General features: G+C 47.5%; 16 protein-coding genes and 1 pseudogene. 14 read left to right on the top strand and 3 right to left on the bottom strand.

The window, feature by feature from the left end:
• The first annotated feature begins 132 nt into the window (after positions 1 to 132).
• The 6 genes and pseudogenes from NYE69_RS19490 to NYE69_RS19465 form a co-directional block, all read left to right on the top strand.
• A complete protein-coding gene (locus NYE69_RS19490; RefSeq protein WP_340927496.1) occupies positions 133 to 1,095 on the top strand; it encodes a D-isomer specific 2-hydroxyacid dehydrogenase family protein in 963 nt (320 codons plus the stop codon).
• Positions 1,096 to 2,127: a D-alanine--(R)-lactate ligase gene (gene vanA, locus NYE69_RS19485; RefSeq protein ID WP_340927495.1), complete on the top strand. Its 1,032-nt coding sequence runs from the start codon at positions 1,096 to 1,098 to the stop codon at positions 2,125 to 2,127. It abuts the gene before it with no gap.
• Positions 2,128 to 2,131: 4 nt separating this feature from the next.
• Complete coding sequence (gene vanX / locus NYE69_RS19480) at positions 2,132 to 2,749, top strand: D-Ala-D-Ala dipeptidase VanX (protein ID WP_340927494.1); 618 nt, start codon at positions 2,132 to 2,134, stop codon at positions 2,747 to 2,749.
• A 220-nt stretch (positions 2,750 to 2,969) separates the two neighbouring features.
• Positions 2,970 to 3,290, top strand: a complete 321-nt coding sequence (locus NYE69_RS19475; protein WP_036622934.1) for a PadR family transcriptional regulator — start codon at positions 2,970 to 2,972, stop codon at positions 3,288 to 3,290.
• 42 nt (positions 3,291 to 3,332) lie between these two features.
• Complete coding sequence (locus tag NYE69_RS19470; RefSeq protein WP_340927493.1) at positions 3,333 to 3,674, top strand: DUF1048 domain-containing protein; 342 nt, start codon at positions 3,333 to 3,335, stop codon at positions 3,672 to 3,674.
• Between the two features lie 172 nt (positions 3,675 to 3,846).
• A pseudogene (locus NYE69_RS19465) lies at positions 3,847 to 4,314 on the top strand (ABC transporter ATP-binding protein); the annotation flags it as partial.
• A 329-nt stretch (positions 4,315 to 4,643) separates the two neighbouring features.
• On the opposite strand, the gene NYE69_RS19460 reads toward NYE69_RS19465, so the two are convergent.
• Genes NYE69_RS19460 through NYE69_RS19450 form a run of 3 tightly spaced genes read right to left on the bottom strand, consistent with a single transcriptional unit; the run spans position 4,644 to position 7,640 of the window.
• Positions 4,644 to 5,657 carry a FecCD family ABC transporter permease gene (locus NYE69_RS19460; protein ID WP_340927492.1) on the bottom strand — a complete coding sequence of 338 codons (1,014 nt, stop codon included), beginning with the start codon at positions 5,655 to 5,657 and terminating at the stop codon, positions 4,644 to 4,646.
• Positions 5,657 to 6,697: a FecCD family ABC transporter permease gene (locus NYE69_RS19455; RefSeq protein ID WP_445744842.1), complete on the bottom strand. Its 1,041-nt coding sequence runs from the start codon at positions 6,695 to 6,697 to the stop codon at positions 5,657 to 5,659. The genes NYE69_RS19460 and NYE69_RS19455 overlap by 1 nt, the downstream gene beginning before the upstream one ends.
• A complete protein-coding gene (locus NYE69_RS19450; protein ID WP_340927489.1) occupies positions 6,693 to 7,640 on the bottom strand; it encodes an iron-hydroxamate ABC transporter substrate-binding protein in 948 nt (315 codons plus the stop codon). Before NYE69_RS19450 ends, NYE69_RS19455 begins: the two co-directional genes overlap by 5 nt.
• A gap of 258 nt (positions 7,641 to 7,898) precedes the next feature.
• Between NYE69_RS19450 and NYE69_RS19445 the strand changes: the two genes are divergently transcribed.
• The 8 genes from NYE69_RS19445 to NYE69_RS19410 all read left to right on the top strand — a co-directional run bounded on the left by NYE69_RS19445 (position 7,899) and on the right by NYE69_RS19410 (position 15,804).
• Complete coding sequence (locus tag NYE69_RS19445) at positions 7,899 to 8,258, top strand: hypothetical protein (RefSeq protein WP_340927487.1); 360 nt, start codon at positions 7,899 to 7,901, stop codon at positions 8,256 to 8,258.
• A gap of 321 nt (positions 8,259 to 8,579) precedes the next feature.
• Entirely contained in the window at positions 8,580 to 9,641 is a 1,062-nt protein-coding gene (locus tag NYE69_RS19440; protein WP_340927485.1) for a hypothetical protein, read from the top strand.
• Positions 9,617 to 11,329 carry an HAD-IIIC family phosphatase gene (locus NYE69_RS19435; protein WP_340927483.1) on the top strand — a complete coding sequence of 571 codons (1,713 nt, stop codon included), beginning with the start codon at positions 9,617 to 9,619 and terminating at the stop codon, positions 11,327 to 11,329. The genes NYE69_RS19440 and NYE69_RS19435 overlap by 25 nt, the downstream gene beginning before the upstream one ends.
• The gene (locus NYE69_RS19430; protein WP_340927482.1) at positions 11,310 to 11,549 is read left to right on the top strand and encodes an acyl carrier protein; all 240 of its coding nucleotides are present in this window, start codon (positions 11,310 to 11,312) and stop codon (positions 11,547 to 11,549) included. The genes NYE69_RS19435 and NYE69_RS19430 overlap by 20 nt, the downstream gene beginning before the upstream one ends.
• Complete coding sequence (locus tag NYE69_RS19425; protein WP_340927481.1) at positions 11,546 to 12,001, top strand: VOC family protein; 456 nt, start codon at positions 11,546 to 11,548, stop codon at positions 11,999 to 12,001. The genes NYE69_RS19430 and NYE69_RS19425 overlap by 4 nt, the downstream gene beginning before the upstream one ends.
• On the top strand, positions 11,961 to 12,956 hold the full coding sequence (locus tag NYE69_RS19420; protein ID WP_340927479.1) for a hypothetical protein: 996 nt from the start codon (positions 11,961 to 11,963) through the stop codon (positions 12,954 to 12,956). The genes NYE69_RS19425 and NYE69_RS19420 overlap by 41 nt, the downstream gene beginning before the upstream one ends.
• A gap of 5 nt (positions 12,957 to 12,961) precedes the next feature.
• Positions 12,962 to 14,701: a non-ribosomal peptide synthetase gene (locus tag NYE69_RS19415; protein ID WP_340927478.1), complete on the top strand. Its 1,740-nt coding sequence runs from the start codon at positions 12,962 to 12,964 to the stop codon at positions 14,699 to 14,701.
• Positions 14,698 to 15,804, top strand: a complete 1,107-nt coding sequence (locus NYE69_RS19410) for a nucleotidyltransferase family protein (RefSeq protein ID WP_340927477.1) — start codon at positions 14,698 to 14,700, stop codon at positions 15,802 to 15,804. The genes NYE69_RS19415 and NYE69_RS19410 overlap by 4 nt, the downstream gene beginning before the upstream one ends.
• Positions 15,805 to 15,879 lie beyond the last annotated feature (75 nt).

Genomic DNA, 15,879 nt, shown 5'->3' with positions numbered 1-15,879 from the left:
AAACCTCAATCTGATGTTAGGATTTTCTTAGGAATTAAACAACTTAATATTAAAATACGGCCTGCCCGCTCTTGATAACATGGTTTTATCAAAGCGACAGGCTTTTATTTTGCAGAAAGGACAGTTGACACCATGGAGAAAACAGGGATCACGATTTACGGATGTGAAAAGGACGAAGCGGATCTGTTCGGGAGGTATTCACCGCATTATGGTGTTGAACCGACGATCATTGAGTCAGCGGTATCAGCAGAAAACGCCGCGTTGGCATCAGGCAATTGCTGTATAAGCGTTAACCATAAAACGGAAATAGGGCCTTCCACTCTTCGCGCCCTCAAGGAAAACGGCGTCGCTTATATATCCACAAGAAGCATAGGCTGCAACCACATTGACTTGGAAGCGGCTGAAAAGCTTGGCATTACTATTGGTAATGTAGCTTATTCGCCCGCTAGCGTGGCAGATTATACTTTGATGTTGATACTCATGTCTATACGAAATGCAAAGTCGGTTTTATGCAGGGCAGACGCCCATGATTACAAGCTTTGCGCTGTACCGGGACGGGAACTGCGCGACATGACGGTGGGGGTATTGGGGACAGGCCGCATCGGTCAGGCGGTGATTGATCGGCTACACGGCTTCGGATGCCGCATACTGGCTTACAACTTGTATCCGCAAGCTAAGGCCGATTATGTTACTCTGGACGAACTGCTGCGGCAAAGTGATATCCTGACGCTTCATATGCCGCTCAACGCTGATACTTACCATATCCTTGACCGGAAGCGAATCAAAAGCGTGAAACACGGGGCCTTTGTGATTAACACCGCACGCGGTGCTCTTATTGACACAGAGGCGCTGATCTGGGCTCTGGAAAATGGGAGGCTGGGGGGCGCCGCATTGGACGTCGTTGAAGGCGAAGAAGGTATATTCTATCACGACAGTACAAACAAGCCGATCCATAATCAATTTCTGCGGCGGCTGCAAAAATTGCCAAATGTGATGATTACGCCGCATACCGCTTTTTATACAGATCACGCGCTGCAAGATATCGTAGAGAACACGATTCAAAATTGCTTAGAATTCGAAAGGGGAACAAGATAGATGAACAAGCTCAAGATGGCCGTTTTATTCGGAGGCTGCTCTGAAGAACATGATGTCTCCATAAAATCCGCACAGGAGATCGCGAGAAACCTTGATCCAGACAAATTTGATCCGCTTTACATCGGGATCACCAAAGCCGGTGAATGGAAGCTCTGCGATTATCCCGGTGCGAATTGGGAACGCGGAAATTGCCTTCCCGCCATGTTGTCGCCGGACAGAAATGTCCACGGGTTGATTGTGCTGGAGCAGGGAGAATACAAGATCATCCGCCTGGATATCGTGTTTCCGGTTTTGCATGGAAAAATGGGAGAAGACGGCGCCATGCAGGGACTGTTGGAGCTTTCCGGCATTCCCTATGCAGGCTGCGATATCCAGAGCTCCGCGCTGTGCATGGACAAGTCTTTGACTTATGTGATCGTAAGAAACGCAGGAATCGCTACGCCTGATTTTTTGGCATTCAACAAGGGTGACATGCCAGACGCGGAGCAACTTGTTTATCCAGTCTTTGTTAAACCAGCCCGTTCCGGATCGTCTTTTGGTGTCAGAAAGGTATGCCATAGGGACGAATTGCCGGAAGCCATCGAAAGCGCAAGTCAATATGACACAAAAATTCTGATTGAGCAAATGATTTCCGGCAGCGAGGTAGGCTGCGCAGTGCTCGGAACCGGTAACGACTTGTTTGTTGGTGAGGTGGATCAAATCCAGTTGTCCCATGGCTTCTTCCGCATCCATCAGGAAAAAAATCCGGAGAACGGTTCCGAAAACTCTATGATCAAGGTTCCAGCCGCTATTTCAGATCAGGATAAGAAACGGGTACAAGAAACAGCGAAGCTGGTTTATCGGGCTTTGGGCTGCAGTGGGCTTGCCCGTGTGGATATGTTTCTACAGGAAGACGGGCAAGTCGTGCTCAATGAAGTCAACACGATGCCTGGTTGCACCTCATACAGCCGCTATCCAAGAATGATGGCCGCCGCCGGCTTAACGCTTGCCGATGTGATTGAACGGGTGGTTGCATTAGCGATGGAGGGATAAGAATATGGAAAAAGGATTTGTGTTCCTTGATGAAGTTCTCCCCGGAATTCGTTGGGATGCTAAGTATGCCACATGGGACAATTTCACCGGAAAACCGGTCGATGGTTATGAAGTTAATCGTATTGTAGGCACCCATGAATTGGCTGCCGCGCTGCATGTGGCCCAGGAGCAGGCAGCTGTCCTTGGGTATGGCTTGCTTCTCTGGGACGGTTATCGTCCGCAACGCGCAGTGGATCGTTTTCTGCAGTGGTCTGAAGAGCCTGAAGATGGGCGTACAAAATCAAAACATTATCCTAATATCAACCGTTCCGAAATGATTCAGAAGGGTTACGTAGCGACTCAATCGGGTCATAGCCGCGGTAGCGCCATTGATCTGACTCTTTATCGGTTAGATACCGGCGTTCTTGTTCCGATGGGCGGTGATTTTGATCTGATGGATGTCATCTCCCATCACGAAGCTAAGGGAATCACTGAAGCTGAAGCTAAAAACCGCCGGTTATTGCGTTCTATCATGGAGTCCAGCGGCTTTAGCTCTTATGAGTATGAATGGTGGCATTATACATTGAAAAATGAGCCATATCCCAGTACTTATTTTGATTTTCCTATATCACTTGCATTATAATTGTCGAAGAGGGACGGCAGTTTGAAGTCCCTCTTTGCTATAATTTTATGAAAAGTAGTTGACACCCCTGCTACTCGGTAATACAATGTACATGTAGTGAGTGATACTTAATAGCTTGATTTCCCAAAAGCTATTAAGTAAAATTTTCCCTTAGTACTATGTACTACTGATTATGAGTCAGACTAAATAGAGGAGGGGCAAAATCGGGGAGGCTTTGAACATGGAAAATTTAACTGAGATGCTGAAGGGGTCGCTGGAAGGCTGTGTGCTGGAAATCATCAGCCGCCGTGAAACCTATGGCTACGAGATTACCCGCCGGCTGAACGAGCTTGGGTTTACCGAAGTCGTGGAAGGGACGGTCTACACCATCCTTGTGCGGTTAGAAAAGAAAAAACTGGTCAACATCGAAAAGAAACCTTCGGATATGGGGCCGCCCCGCAAGTTTTACACCCTGAATGAGGCTGGCCGCCAAGAACTTAAATTGTTTTGGGAGAAATGGGAATTTGTATCTTCAAAAATCAACGCCTTGAAGTCAATTTAGCTTCATAAGATATTCCGTACCTAAAAAAGGAGGAAAAATAACATGATGGAAATGTTCAAAAAAATGATTGGTGATAAAAAAGAATACAAAATGATGATGGCACGGGTTGACGCCCTGCCGGAGGACTACCAGTATGTATTTAAGAAAATTCAAAACTACATGTGGAATTTCTCAGCGGGCAACGGGATGGATATGCTGCACATGCAGTATGAATTAATTGAGTTGTTCGAAGCCGGTGCGGCGGAAGGCAGACAGGTTCTGGAAATCACCGGGGACGACGTGGCATCCTTCGCCGACGAACTCGTCGCAAACGCTAAAACCTATGTCGCCAAGTACCGTGAAGATTTGAATCAGAGTATCATGAAACGATTGGGTAAAAAATAAATTCAGGTGGATAATACCGACTGTTCAATAGGCAACACCAACTGATTAGCTGGTTACAAATGTAAATTGCCGTCTTGCTATTCAGTTATATTTTTAGCTCGGTACTAAGTTATACTGATTATCAGTCAGACTAAACAGTAGATGGTAGGCACTTTTTTAAGGAGGAAAAATAATGAGCCATGCAGCGATTTCTGTAAAAGGGTTAAAAAAATCCTTTAAAGACAAGGAAGTCTTAAAGGGGGTGGATTTTGAGGTGCGGTGCGGCGAAATTTTCGCGCTGCTGGGGTCAAATGGAGCGGGCAAGACGACGACAGTCAACATCCTCTTGACGCTGATGAAACCCGATGGCGGCGAAGCAGGCATTTGCGGCTTTGACATCCAGCGTCAACCGGATCATGTTCGCCAGAGCATCAGCCTGACAGGGCAGTTCGCAGCTTTAGACAGCATGCTCACCGGGCGGGAAAACCTGATGATGATCGCCAAGTTGCGGGGAGTTTCCAATCCTGCTCAAGTCGCCGACCATCTGCTTGCAAGATTCAGCCTGACCGATGCGGCGGGCCGCCGGGTAGACAAATATTCCGGCGGGATGAAGCGCCGGATCGACATCGCCATGAGCCTGATCGGGGCTCCGGCCGTCATTTTGGGGAAAGCCACCATCCGCTGGGATCAACTACAAAAGTGCATTCTATTTTCCGCAAATCACCATTTTAGTGCGATTGAAATGCAAAAATTCATCTCATTTAGGGCAATACGATAAAAAAGCAGCTTTTGACCGGAAATGAAATGCACATTTGCATTTGAACCACCGATTTAGAGGAGTTTCGACAAAAACCGCCTGCACTTTTGCATTTCGTAGGAGTTCCCCCTCTTCCTAGCGGCTTCAAGCCCCGCGTCCCATCCCTGTTAACCCGGCTGGGTCTCCAGCTGGCGGAAGATGCCTTTATTGAAGTTGAAGCGTATCTTCTCCGCCTACCATGCTTTTTTTGACAAAAGATAAAGGAAATAGGGGGCCCCGATAAACGCCACCATGATTCCGGCCGCGGTACCATCCGGCTGAGTTAAGTTGCGGCCAATCGTATCTGCCAGAAGCAGCAGCCAGCCTCCGATTAGAATGGACACCGGCACAAATTGCTGATGCCGTGCTCCAACCAAAGCTCTGGCAATATGCGGAGCCATCAGGCCGATAAACGCGATACCGCCGGTCATGGAAACGGCCGAGGCCGCCAGCGCAACCGCCGCCAGCATCAGAAGGATACGGTCTCTTTGGACCGCCATGCCGGCACCGATCGCGCTGTGCTCGTTTAATGCAAGCAAATTCAGCGCACTGGATTTGAATAGCACATAGGGGACCAGAATGAGCAGCCAAGGAAGCAGGGCCAGGGTGAAAGGCCAGTCTGTTCCCCATACGTTGCCGGCAAGCCATTTGGAGATAAAATCCACTTTGGTTCGGTCAACGGAAGAGGTGAGCACGATCATCATACCGGAGAGGGCCATGGAGAAACCGACGCCGGTGATAATCAGCCTGATCGGCTGCACCCCATTGCTGCGGGTGTATGAGAATGCATAGATCAGTACAGCCGTTACCAGGGCTCCGGCGAAGGCCATAAGCGGAATCATGTACACGAAGGATGCGACATTAAGTGGCGCAAAGATGAAAAAAACGGTAACTCCGACTCCGGCTCCGGAATTAATGCCTACGATTCCCGGGTCTGCCAGCTCATTGCGGGTGATTCCCTGCAGAATCGCACCGGATAATGCAAGCGCCATACCCGCCAGCAGCGTAATTAGTATCCGGGGCAAGCGGATGGAGAAGAGCACAAAATGATCTTCGAATGATCCGTGCCCAAGGATTGTTGGAATCAGCCTGCCATACGATACAGGGGAAGATCCGATACCTATACCGGTTACGATGGTGCCCAGGATAAGAAGCACGAGGAGAGAAATGACAAGCGGTTGTTTATGATACAGACGGGATGTTTTCATTAGAAGGATCGCACTCCTTTGCGAACAATAAACAGGAAGAATGGCAAGCCCAGCACGGCCACGATAGCTGCAACCGGCGTTTCAAACGGGACGTTAATCATCCGCCCGAGCGTATCTGCGAACAACATGAAACTACCGCCAACGATCGCGGACAGAGGCAGAATGGTACGGTAATCGGTCCCGGCAAACGCCCGCACGAGATGCGGAATCATCAGGCCGATGAACGCAATGTTGCCAACAAGGGCAACCGCGGCGCCCGCCAAAAGTGTGATCAACACGTAAAGCGCTATCTTGACATGAGTGATCTTCAGCCCAAGACCCACGGCTGTTCCTTCGTTCAGGCTAAGGATCGTCAGCTGCCGGGACAGCAGAATAGAAATGACGAGGCAAATGATAATAACCGGGGCTATCGCTGCAATTTGCCCCCAGGTCGTGCCGATCAGTCCGCCGGACGTCCACATCGATACATTTTTGGAGAGCTTAAATTGCAGGCTGATTCCTTCGGCCACAGCCGTCAGCAGAGCCGATACTGCAGAACCGGCTAACACCATATGCAGGGGAGACATGTTTTGTTTCCGAAGAGCAGCAATGCCGAATACAAGCATAAAGCCAACAGTTGCGCCGATAAAACAGGCAATCATCGTTCCGAAATAACCGATGGCAGGTATAAAAGCAAAAGCAACCGCAAGTGCGGCATTTGCCCCGGCAGTCAGACCGAGTAGTCCGGGGTCGGCAAGCGGGTTTCGGGTTAGAACCTGCATAATCGCCCCGGCAACCGCAAGTGCAGCCCCTACCAGAACGCCGCCGACTTCCCGGGGTAAACGGAGCTCGCGGATGATGGAAATATCGCCACCTGTCAAAAGCGGGTTAAACATGGCGCTCCATATGTCGGAGAGGGAAACATTTTTGGCGCCAAGCCTGATCGCTAGTGCGAACATGACAACAAACACAACCAAGCTGACAAGCAGTTTAAGCGCAAAAGAAGAGTTAATCAGCTTTTGCGGAGACTCTTTCTTCATTTTGATCATCCGTTCCTTAATTCCCCAGCAACGACTTGGAAATAAAATCAAGCTGATAGTCAAGAGAAAGGGCATCGTTAAAATAGAACGTTGAGGCGTCCACTTCATAGACATGGTTATTTTTAACGGCCGGGATCTCCTTGTAAGTTGAAGTCTCCTGGAAGGAGGCATCACCGGCGGATTCTTTACTATAGATGACGTAATCTCCCATATAATCCGGCAGGATTTCTAATGACAAATTGTAATAACCGTCTTTTGCCGTCATTTCTTTAACCTTATCCGGCATTTTCAGACCCATGGCCTGATAGATGATTTCCGTGCCGCGGCCCCAACCGCTACCAAAGGTATACAGATTCTTGGAATCGCCTTCTATAACGGATATTGTACTGTCAGCACCGATTTTAGCTTTGATTTCTTCACCTGCGGTTTGGGCACGTTCCTTGAAATCGGCAATCCAGTCAGCTGCTTTCTGTTCCTGGTTAACGGCTTTGCCGATCTCCAGAATCTGAGTCAGATAGTCCACCTTGTTGTATGTATAGGTAACCAGCGGTGCGATTTGCCCCAGCTTATTCGCGTTCTTGACATCTGACATGGCGATGATCAAGTCGGGTTTAAGGTTCAGGATGCTTTCAACATTCTCATCGGACACTTCGGCGACGTTCTTCAATGGATCCTGGAATTTAGGATTTGCTTTGGTCCAGGCATCCGCACCAACAAGGGGGATATCAAGTGCTAGCAGGTTGCCTGCATATCCGGAAAGGACTACAACACGCTGAGGGTTTGCAGGAACCTCAATCGGTCCGCTTTCGGATTGATAAGTAATGGTATCAGAGCTGCTGGTATTAGCGCTTGCGCTAGCTTCCGGAGCCTTGCTGGTTGTGCCGGAGTTATTATTTGCATGGTTGCCGCAGGCACTTATAACCAGGATGGTAAGGACAAACAAAGGTAACAACAATTTCTTCATTTCTGGTACTCTCCCTTTCAACTACACTAATTGTGATATTGATAATCATTATCATTAAAAGACCACTGAGAAAACTTTATAGGTTTATAGCTCGATTGTCAACAGTTAAAATGTATCCCAGGAGAGTGGGCTAGCCCCACTCCTTTCTTTTTGAGCAGGGATTATAATCCATCTTGACAGTGAAAGTTTTAATGGAGGGAGGGCTTGATCGTCAGGAAGTGGGGCTGCTAGCTGAATAATCTTGAGGAGGTATTTTTCATGCTTACCATTACAAGAAAAGCAGTTAGTCTGTTGGTAGTGCTTGCCGTCATGATCACAGGATTTTTACCCCAAACTGCTGGTGCGACCGAGATGGATGCTGATTCGGCATCTTTGGCACAGACCGCCGGTGCTCCGGCCACGATCCAAAATTACCCGATGCCATCCATCTATACCGCATCCAGTGTGTTTACATTGAAAGCGGATAACGAAACGATTCCTGTTATTAAGTATCTGGATGACTATGACTACGCTCAATTTTCTTTTTCCGGCACGGTCAGGATCGAAGTTACTGCTAATGCGCCGAGTTGTAGTGGGTGTCCAGCTTTGGCACGGGCATCCAATCGGGGGCGGTGTTGACGATCGCTTGGATACCAGGTTTTTCGTCGTATGACACACATACGTCGCAGAGCGGATTCAATTCCTCGTTTTCCAAGATATATTCGACTTGCCGATATACACACAATACTCCTACGTGAACGTTTTGGCGATTTAGCGCAGTGTCATTATCTCAGTTGATAATCATTAAGTAAGGATATCCTTATGTTCCTGAAAAAACTAAAAATGTTTATTGATTATTAAAATAGCGGGATTTATTCTGGTCACAGAAAGATAAATTGCAAAATCCTACATCATAATCCGAAATAAGCTACTTTAATTGGAGGAAAGGAGGGGATAGCAGTGCCGGAAGAGGCGATGAAAGCGCATTACTTCGTGGATGAAGCCGGACGTACGCTCCCCTTTGTGCAGAATTTGAATGACTGCTATGAACGGGCAGTGTATTTTTCAGTAGCCAACAGCGTAGCGGACATAGACAGTTACCAAAGCATTTTTATTGGGGATTTGTCGTTTTGTCTTCAGCTGGAAAGCAATAACCGAAACTTGAAATTATCCACCTATAAGAATCTATTCGCGGGGGCTATCACGCTCGACAGGGCATTTTTTATCAAGAATAACGCAACTGAAGCGCTTGCAGGAATCGAAGAATGGTTGAATCGGAAGGATTATCTCCTGCTCCGCACCGCTGAGAATAAGCTGCCTTTTCTGCGAAGGTTTGCTCCGGAGGCCATCAATGACGAATCATATAACCCGGGTCATTTGCTACTGCTGCTATGGCATGATGAATCCAACCTTTATTTCGTCGAGAATCCGTTAAACCTATGTCCGGAGCGTTTTACTGCATTCTATGCTAATCCGGAGGTTGGGATTATCTCCAAGAAGGAGATGATTGAGGCATTAGGACATTTTTCCGAGGTCTTTACAGTCAGAATTCATCCCCATTTGCTAAATAAAGTCGGAAAGTCACCGCTTAATGTGCTTAGCCATTACACCGAGCACTATGAAACAGTAACCTTTGAGGATGGGGTTCAATTCTATTATAATCGTCAGGCTTTGCGGAAACTTGTACAGCTTTGCAAGGAAGAGTCGCTTTATTTGAATCTGGATTACAGCAGGCCGGATGAGAACAAGCTGCTGGTGGGTCTGGACAGGATCATCAGAAGGCGAAGGCTCTTTTATGATTACATTTGTGATAAAAATCACGATAGTAAATTCACCTCTCTCCTAGAGAGTAATATCCAAGGCTACGAAATGGCAAGGTATGACATATTGAGCGGTATACTTAGGGGGAATTGGCTACTGCACAAAGAGTATGCGCCGCACTTCGAATACATATTAACGACGGAAGACGAAATATATGGCACAAGGGAGGCGGAAGCATGGCTTATGAGTTTCAGCGGCTAGCGTCAGCAAGTATGGCTTATGGGGCCGGGTTGGTCGATGAGGCTCTGATGCCCAATGTAAACGGCTCGCCCCAGCGATATCATATACATGTATTACGTACATTTCCATTTGAATTTATAGCCCAATCGTTGAAATCTTACTTAAACTTGTGGAACGCCTCGTTTACATATCGTTATTCGGATTACGACCCTTCCCTGACCAAATTTGAAATTGGCCTGGGGACCAGCCTGGTGATGGTATGGCTTGACTACAGACTGTATATGAACATGCGGCCAAAGGATTTTTCTGTCTGGATTCAAGGGCGTTTACATTTAATACAACAGCAAACCGACAAACCAATAGTGATTAACAACTGGATTGAGAATCTGGATGCAGAGACCTATGCCGGTGGAAATTCACCATCGCTTACCTGGGTAAGAGAGAGCAACTATCTGCTGCAAGAAACGGTTCAAGGATTGCATGGTGTTCATTTGGCCGACCTCAGTCTATGTTCGGCAAGACCACAGGAATCCATCTATGATTACAGGAATGATCGGTTAGTCGGATATCCCTTCAATGCTTACGGCACTGAGCTGCTGGCTCAATATTTTGGTCTCCAGCTCCTTCCGGTTCTGCTTGCAGGGAGACTCAAGGCGCTGATTTTAGACCTTGATAATACACTGTATCAGGGAACTCTGGCGGAAGACGGCCTGGACAAGGTTTTGCTTACCGAAGGACATCAAATACTGCAACGGCTCCTGCTGAATCTTAAACAAAGCGGCTTAATCCTGGCATTATGCTCTCAGAATCAGGAAAGCGACGTGATGGCCCTGCTGGAACAAAGGGATGATTTTCCGCTGAAAAAAGAAGACTTTTCGGTGATTATCGCAAACTGGGAGGAAAAAAGCGACAATATTGCCCTTATTGCTGAGCAACTCCATGTTGATTTTTCCGCGATGCTGTTTGTGGATGATAATCCGGTCGAACTGATGAAGGCCAAGGACAAGTTGCCGGCCATTCATGTTTTACTGGCGGACACCGACGGGCAAGAGACGAAGAACAGGCTCATCCGTTATCCTGGAGTATTCGCAGTCCGGAATGACGAACTGGGGGCTAGGCGATCGGAGGATATCAAAGCCGATCAAATCCGCCGGCGGTTGAGAGAGGAAGCACGAAGCCCATTTGAATATATTAAAGGTTTGAACATGATTCTTGCCGTGAATGAAAATAACCCTTCCCACATCGGCCGGTTCCATGAATTGAGCCAGAAGACTAATCAATTCAATGTTTCCCTGCGGAGAACGGAAAGTCAGGCGGCCAAGAAGATGTTCTTCAGCGATAATCATGTTGTGCTGACGGTTGAATTGCAGGACCGCCTGGCCAACAGCGGGATCATCGGAGCAGTGGCGGTGTCGTTGAACGAACAAAGAGCTACCTTGTTAGAGTTCATGATCAGCTGCAGAGCTTTAGGACGTGAGCTTGAGAACATTATATTCTATCTTCTTCTCCAAATTCTGCTTGAGAGGGGCGTGCTTGAATTGGCAGTGGAAAGAACAGCAGGCCCGCGCAATCAACCTGCATTACAGTGGCTAGAGGGGATTTATGGAAGCAAGGAAAATTTGGAGCTGACCGAGCTGTTCAAATTACTGGAGCCCAAGGTGAAAGGGCATCCGGCCGAGGTGAAAATCAATGGACGAGATCGTGGATAAAATACACGGAATTATCGTGGGTGTACTTGGCCTGCGGCCCGGGAAAGTGCAAACAATAGTCAGAAAAGAAGTGATGGAGTGGGATTCCTTAAACCACATGCAGATCATTTTCAAGGTGGAGCGTGAATACCGTGTCCGATTCTCAATTGCCGAGGTTACCGCCATCGGTTCGGAAGAGGATTTGATACGTTCTATATGCGAGAAGTTGACTGTCTTATGAACCCGCTTATGTTCCACCACATCGGATTGGCTGCCCGTTCGCTCGAACCGGAGCGCCAAGCCCACTTGCTGTTGGGATATGAACAGGAAGGTGAGGTGTTTCATGATCCCGTTCAACAAATTAACGGTGTATTCATGCGGCACCGCAATATACGCATTGAGATCGTTGAACCAGCCGGCGAGGTATCTCCGATCCATGAAATATTGGTGCGAGGCCACAAAATGTATCATCAGTGCTATGAATGCACCGATATTCAAGCAACCATAGATTTGCTTGTCTCCGAAGGTGCCCATGTGCTGAGATCGCCGGTCCCTGCGGTCGCTTTTCAGGGAAGATCCATTGCATTTCTGATCATGCCCACTCTATTAATTGTGGAGCTTATCGAACAAACTGTTATCCGAGGTCCTTGCGATGAAGAAGAAATTGCTGCCCGTAACCCATCCTATCCTTGATTCTTATTCCAAGGTTGGACATATTTTATCGATTATCCAATCACATCCGCAAACCGAAGCATGGCTGTACTGCAATTTCATTCAGCTTGTATATAAGCATTATGCTTTGGTTAAATACGATACCGTTAATTGGTATTGCCCGTGGATTCATGACCAGAAACTCAGCAGGAATCTTGTAGGCCGTGCCTGCGGGGGGCATATAGATCATTTTTTAAAAGATTGCATCGATATGGGTTATTATATTCGGTTGGATATGGATCATTATCACCTGGGCGTCAGTGATCATTATATGAAGAAGTCCCGAGTCCACGATATTTTCGTGTACGGCTATGATCTTGAGATCAACGTTTTCTATGTAGCCGACAATTTCAAGGGCGGCATTTACTCCAGCGAGAAGATTTCGACAGATCAGATCCGCTCAGGCTTTGAGCGTTATGTTTCCAAGCACAGACCCGACTATGATGATATCAAATTAATGAGCTTTAATGAACACGCCGATTATCGGTTCGACAAAGACTTTGTTGTCGGCGTCTTAAAGGATTATGTGGAATCCTCCAGTACAACGCGCCTGCGCAGCATCGCCAATGAACCGCCGGATGGAACAGCGTACGGCCTCGGGGTATATGACTGTCTGAATACATATTACAGCAGCCTGCTTGGTGGGGACGCGCGTATTGATGTCAGGGGGGCTCACGCTATCCATAAGCATAAAGTACTGATGCTAAAGCGGCTGGAATACATGTCTACCGGGAACATCCTACAAGCTGACGAAAATTTGTTCGAGAGATTCGCAGCAGTGGAAAGGCTTTGTGAGCTGCACAAAAATATCCTTCTGAAGTATGAGATCACCGGAAAAATCCGATTGCTTTATGAAGTTATGGAGCTGGTTAAGGAAATTTCCGGCACTGAACGGGCAGCAATGGAGCAATTGATAACAGCTTTGTCAAAGGAGTGAGGGGAATGAGCATGGATGGCTGCCAATTGCGCCTTCAGCGCGGAGCAAGCCTTGTATTTAATCACCGCAGGTTCTCATATCAGGACATGAGGCGAAGTATAGCCCAGATCATTGACACCTTGCTGGAGGGTCGTACTGAATCACCTATAGCTATTGTAATGGAAAGAAGCGAAGCCATGGTGTGCGCCATGTTGGCTTGTCTTGAAGGCGAAATCACCTACATCATCATAGACCCGGCATGGCCTCAGGCAAGAATTGAACATATTTTGAAAGAGTGCAGTGTGGAAATTGCCATCGTGCAAAAAAGATTTGTCGAAAAACTTTCTTGCCGAGCAGTTTTCATTGAAGACATACAGTCCCGGACCGTAAAGACGGCACCCCTAAAAAATAAGAATCCAAGCCGTCTGGCTTACATCCTGTATACATCCGGTTCTACGGGGAATCCCAAAGGTGTCATGGTAACCCGCGCAAACTTGACCGCATTCATTGACAACATCCCCCAAAGCATCAGCTTCAAGGACGTGCAGCAGGTGGCGAGTCTTTCTACAGCGATCTTCGATGTCTTTTTCCTGGAGAGCATTGTTCCCTTGTTCCTGGGGCTGACAGTCGTGCTGGGAACGGAGGATGAATGTAAAAATCCCAGAATGATGGTACAGCTGCTTACAGAGCATTCCGTTGATCTCGTTCAAATGACGCCATCCAAAATGAGTATGCTGCAAGCCATCGATCCCCGGTTTCAGTGCCTGAACGCGGTGAAACGGATTCTTCTTGGCGGAGAACAGTTGCCCCTTCAACTTCTCAGAGATCTCCAGAACTTTACGCAGGCGACGGTCTATAATCTGTATGGTCCCACTGAAACCACGATATGGTCGACGGTTAGCGACCTGACCGGACAAAGTACCGTTGATATCGGTACTCCGCTGAAACAAACAGAACTCTACCTGATTGATGAAAATTTCAGGCTGATTACCGATGACAGGGCCGGCGAAATCTGTATTGCAGGGTCTGGCTTAGCTGACGGGTACTACAACAATCCTCAAACAACAGCGGAAGCGTTTATTCCATTGCCTGAGTTGCCGGGGGTAAGGGTATACCGAACAGGAGATCTTGGTAGACACAACGGCAGAGGCAGGTTTGAATGGCTAGGACGGAGAGACAATCAGGTAAAGATACGCGGTCACAGAATCGAACTGGAAGGCTTGGAAAGCGTGATGGATGCTTGTCCCGATATCTTGAAATCCGTTGCCCTGGTTCATTCCAACGGAGGTGTTGACCAGCTCGGATTAATCTATTTTGACTGCGGCGCGGAGCCTGCTGAAAATGCCGTTAAACGCTATGCGAGGCGGGAGCTTCCCAAGTATATGCTTCCCAATTTTTATATCAGAGGCGAAAAGATCTTTTACACCGACAATGGAAAGCTTGATCGGCGAAGGACCGTAGAGCATCATATCCGGCAACTGGGCACGAAAAGCAATGGAGGCCAGAAGACGGATGCCGACTCGGAAATTGTAATGAGGATTGTGGGCGACTATCTGCTGAAGCAGGAAGTGGACATGCAAAGCAGGTTGGCGGATACCGGGATGGATTCGGTTACCTTCATCAAAATTATAGCATCGCTTGAAGAACAGTTTGATTTTGAGTTTGAAAATGAGGTTTTGTCGCTGAAAGCGTTCGAAAAAGTAAGTGACCTCATCGATTACGTGGAGTCTCATAAATCTGACAGAGTTAAGGAGCTGAAGCCATGATTCTTCCTTCATTGACACCGGAACAACAGCTGCTGATATTGACTTCACGAAAAACGTTCTCGGAAGAGACCATTCAGAACATACGCGAACTTGTCCAAAAGCCGATCAACTGGTTTGAGTTTGCCAAATACGCACTTTACCACAAGACATTGACGTTATGCTGGGCGAATATCCGCAACATTTGTCCGAAGGTTGTTCCGAACCAATACTTAATTGAGGTCTTTAACTATATAGAATTTTCCATAAGAGAACAAAATAAGGTCTACATGTCGGAATTGGAGCGGCTCCAGGAAAGGTTTGAACAGGAACGCATTCACGCCATTCCGGTAAAGGGCGCCATGTTCATCCCCATGATTTACGGTAAGACAGGTACCCGATATGTAAGCGACCTAGACTTCTTAATCCGTTATGACGATCTGGAGCGGCTGGGTGCCTGCCTGAAGGAGCTGGGATATATTCAGGGCAGCTATAACCCCGAATTGCAGGTCCTTGAACCGATTTCCCGGATCAAGGAGCTGAAGTGGAAGGTGGGGATGAGTAATTTGTATCCATACCGGAGACTTACGAGCAATGAAAAGGTACCTTACCTGCAGTTGGATTTCCGCTTCAGCCTGGACGACAGTCTTGCCAAAGAGTCCGTCAATGAAATCATAGATTATTCTGCGGCGGCGACGAACGGAGCGCGCAATTTTGCCCATCTCTTCACCCATCTCTGCACCCATTTTTTCGACGAAGCCAAGCATACATTAACGATTTGGCTGGGCAAAGATTTTAACATTATCAAACTTTGCGACATCAGGGAGACCGTGCTTACCTTGATGAATGAACATGATCTGACAGCTTCCATTGCCTTCGCCAAACGCTACCGTTTGCAAAATGCGCTTTACTATACCGTTTATCACCTCATGATGGTTTACAATGACGGCTATGAAGAGGAGTTTCTGCAGTCCTGTGAGATTGAGGACACTGATTTTTTAGATACATATTCCGACCGAAATTCAGCTAATAACGACAAAGTGTTTAAAAAAGCGTTAAAAGACCGTCTTTTTTCATGCGGCAATCACGATGAACTTGACGATCTTCCACAATATCTGAAGTTTTGAGGCCAGCAAGGAACCGCATTGAAAGGGGGGATGCAATGCTAATGATCTGCTACAGATAAACCATAAAGGGAGGAA

It is taken from the genome of Paenibacillus sp. FSL R5-0527, from assembly GCF_038008055.1.
GTDB classification, from domain to species: domain Bacteria; phylum Bacillota; class Bacilli; order Paenibacillales; family Paenibacillaceae; genus Fontibacillus; species Fontibacillus macerans.
This window is presented reverse-complemented; position numbering and strand designations above follow the sequence as displayed.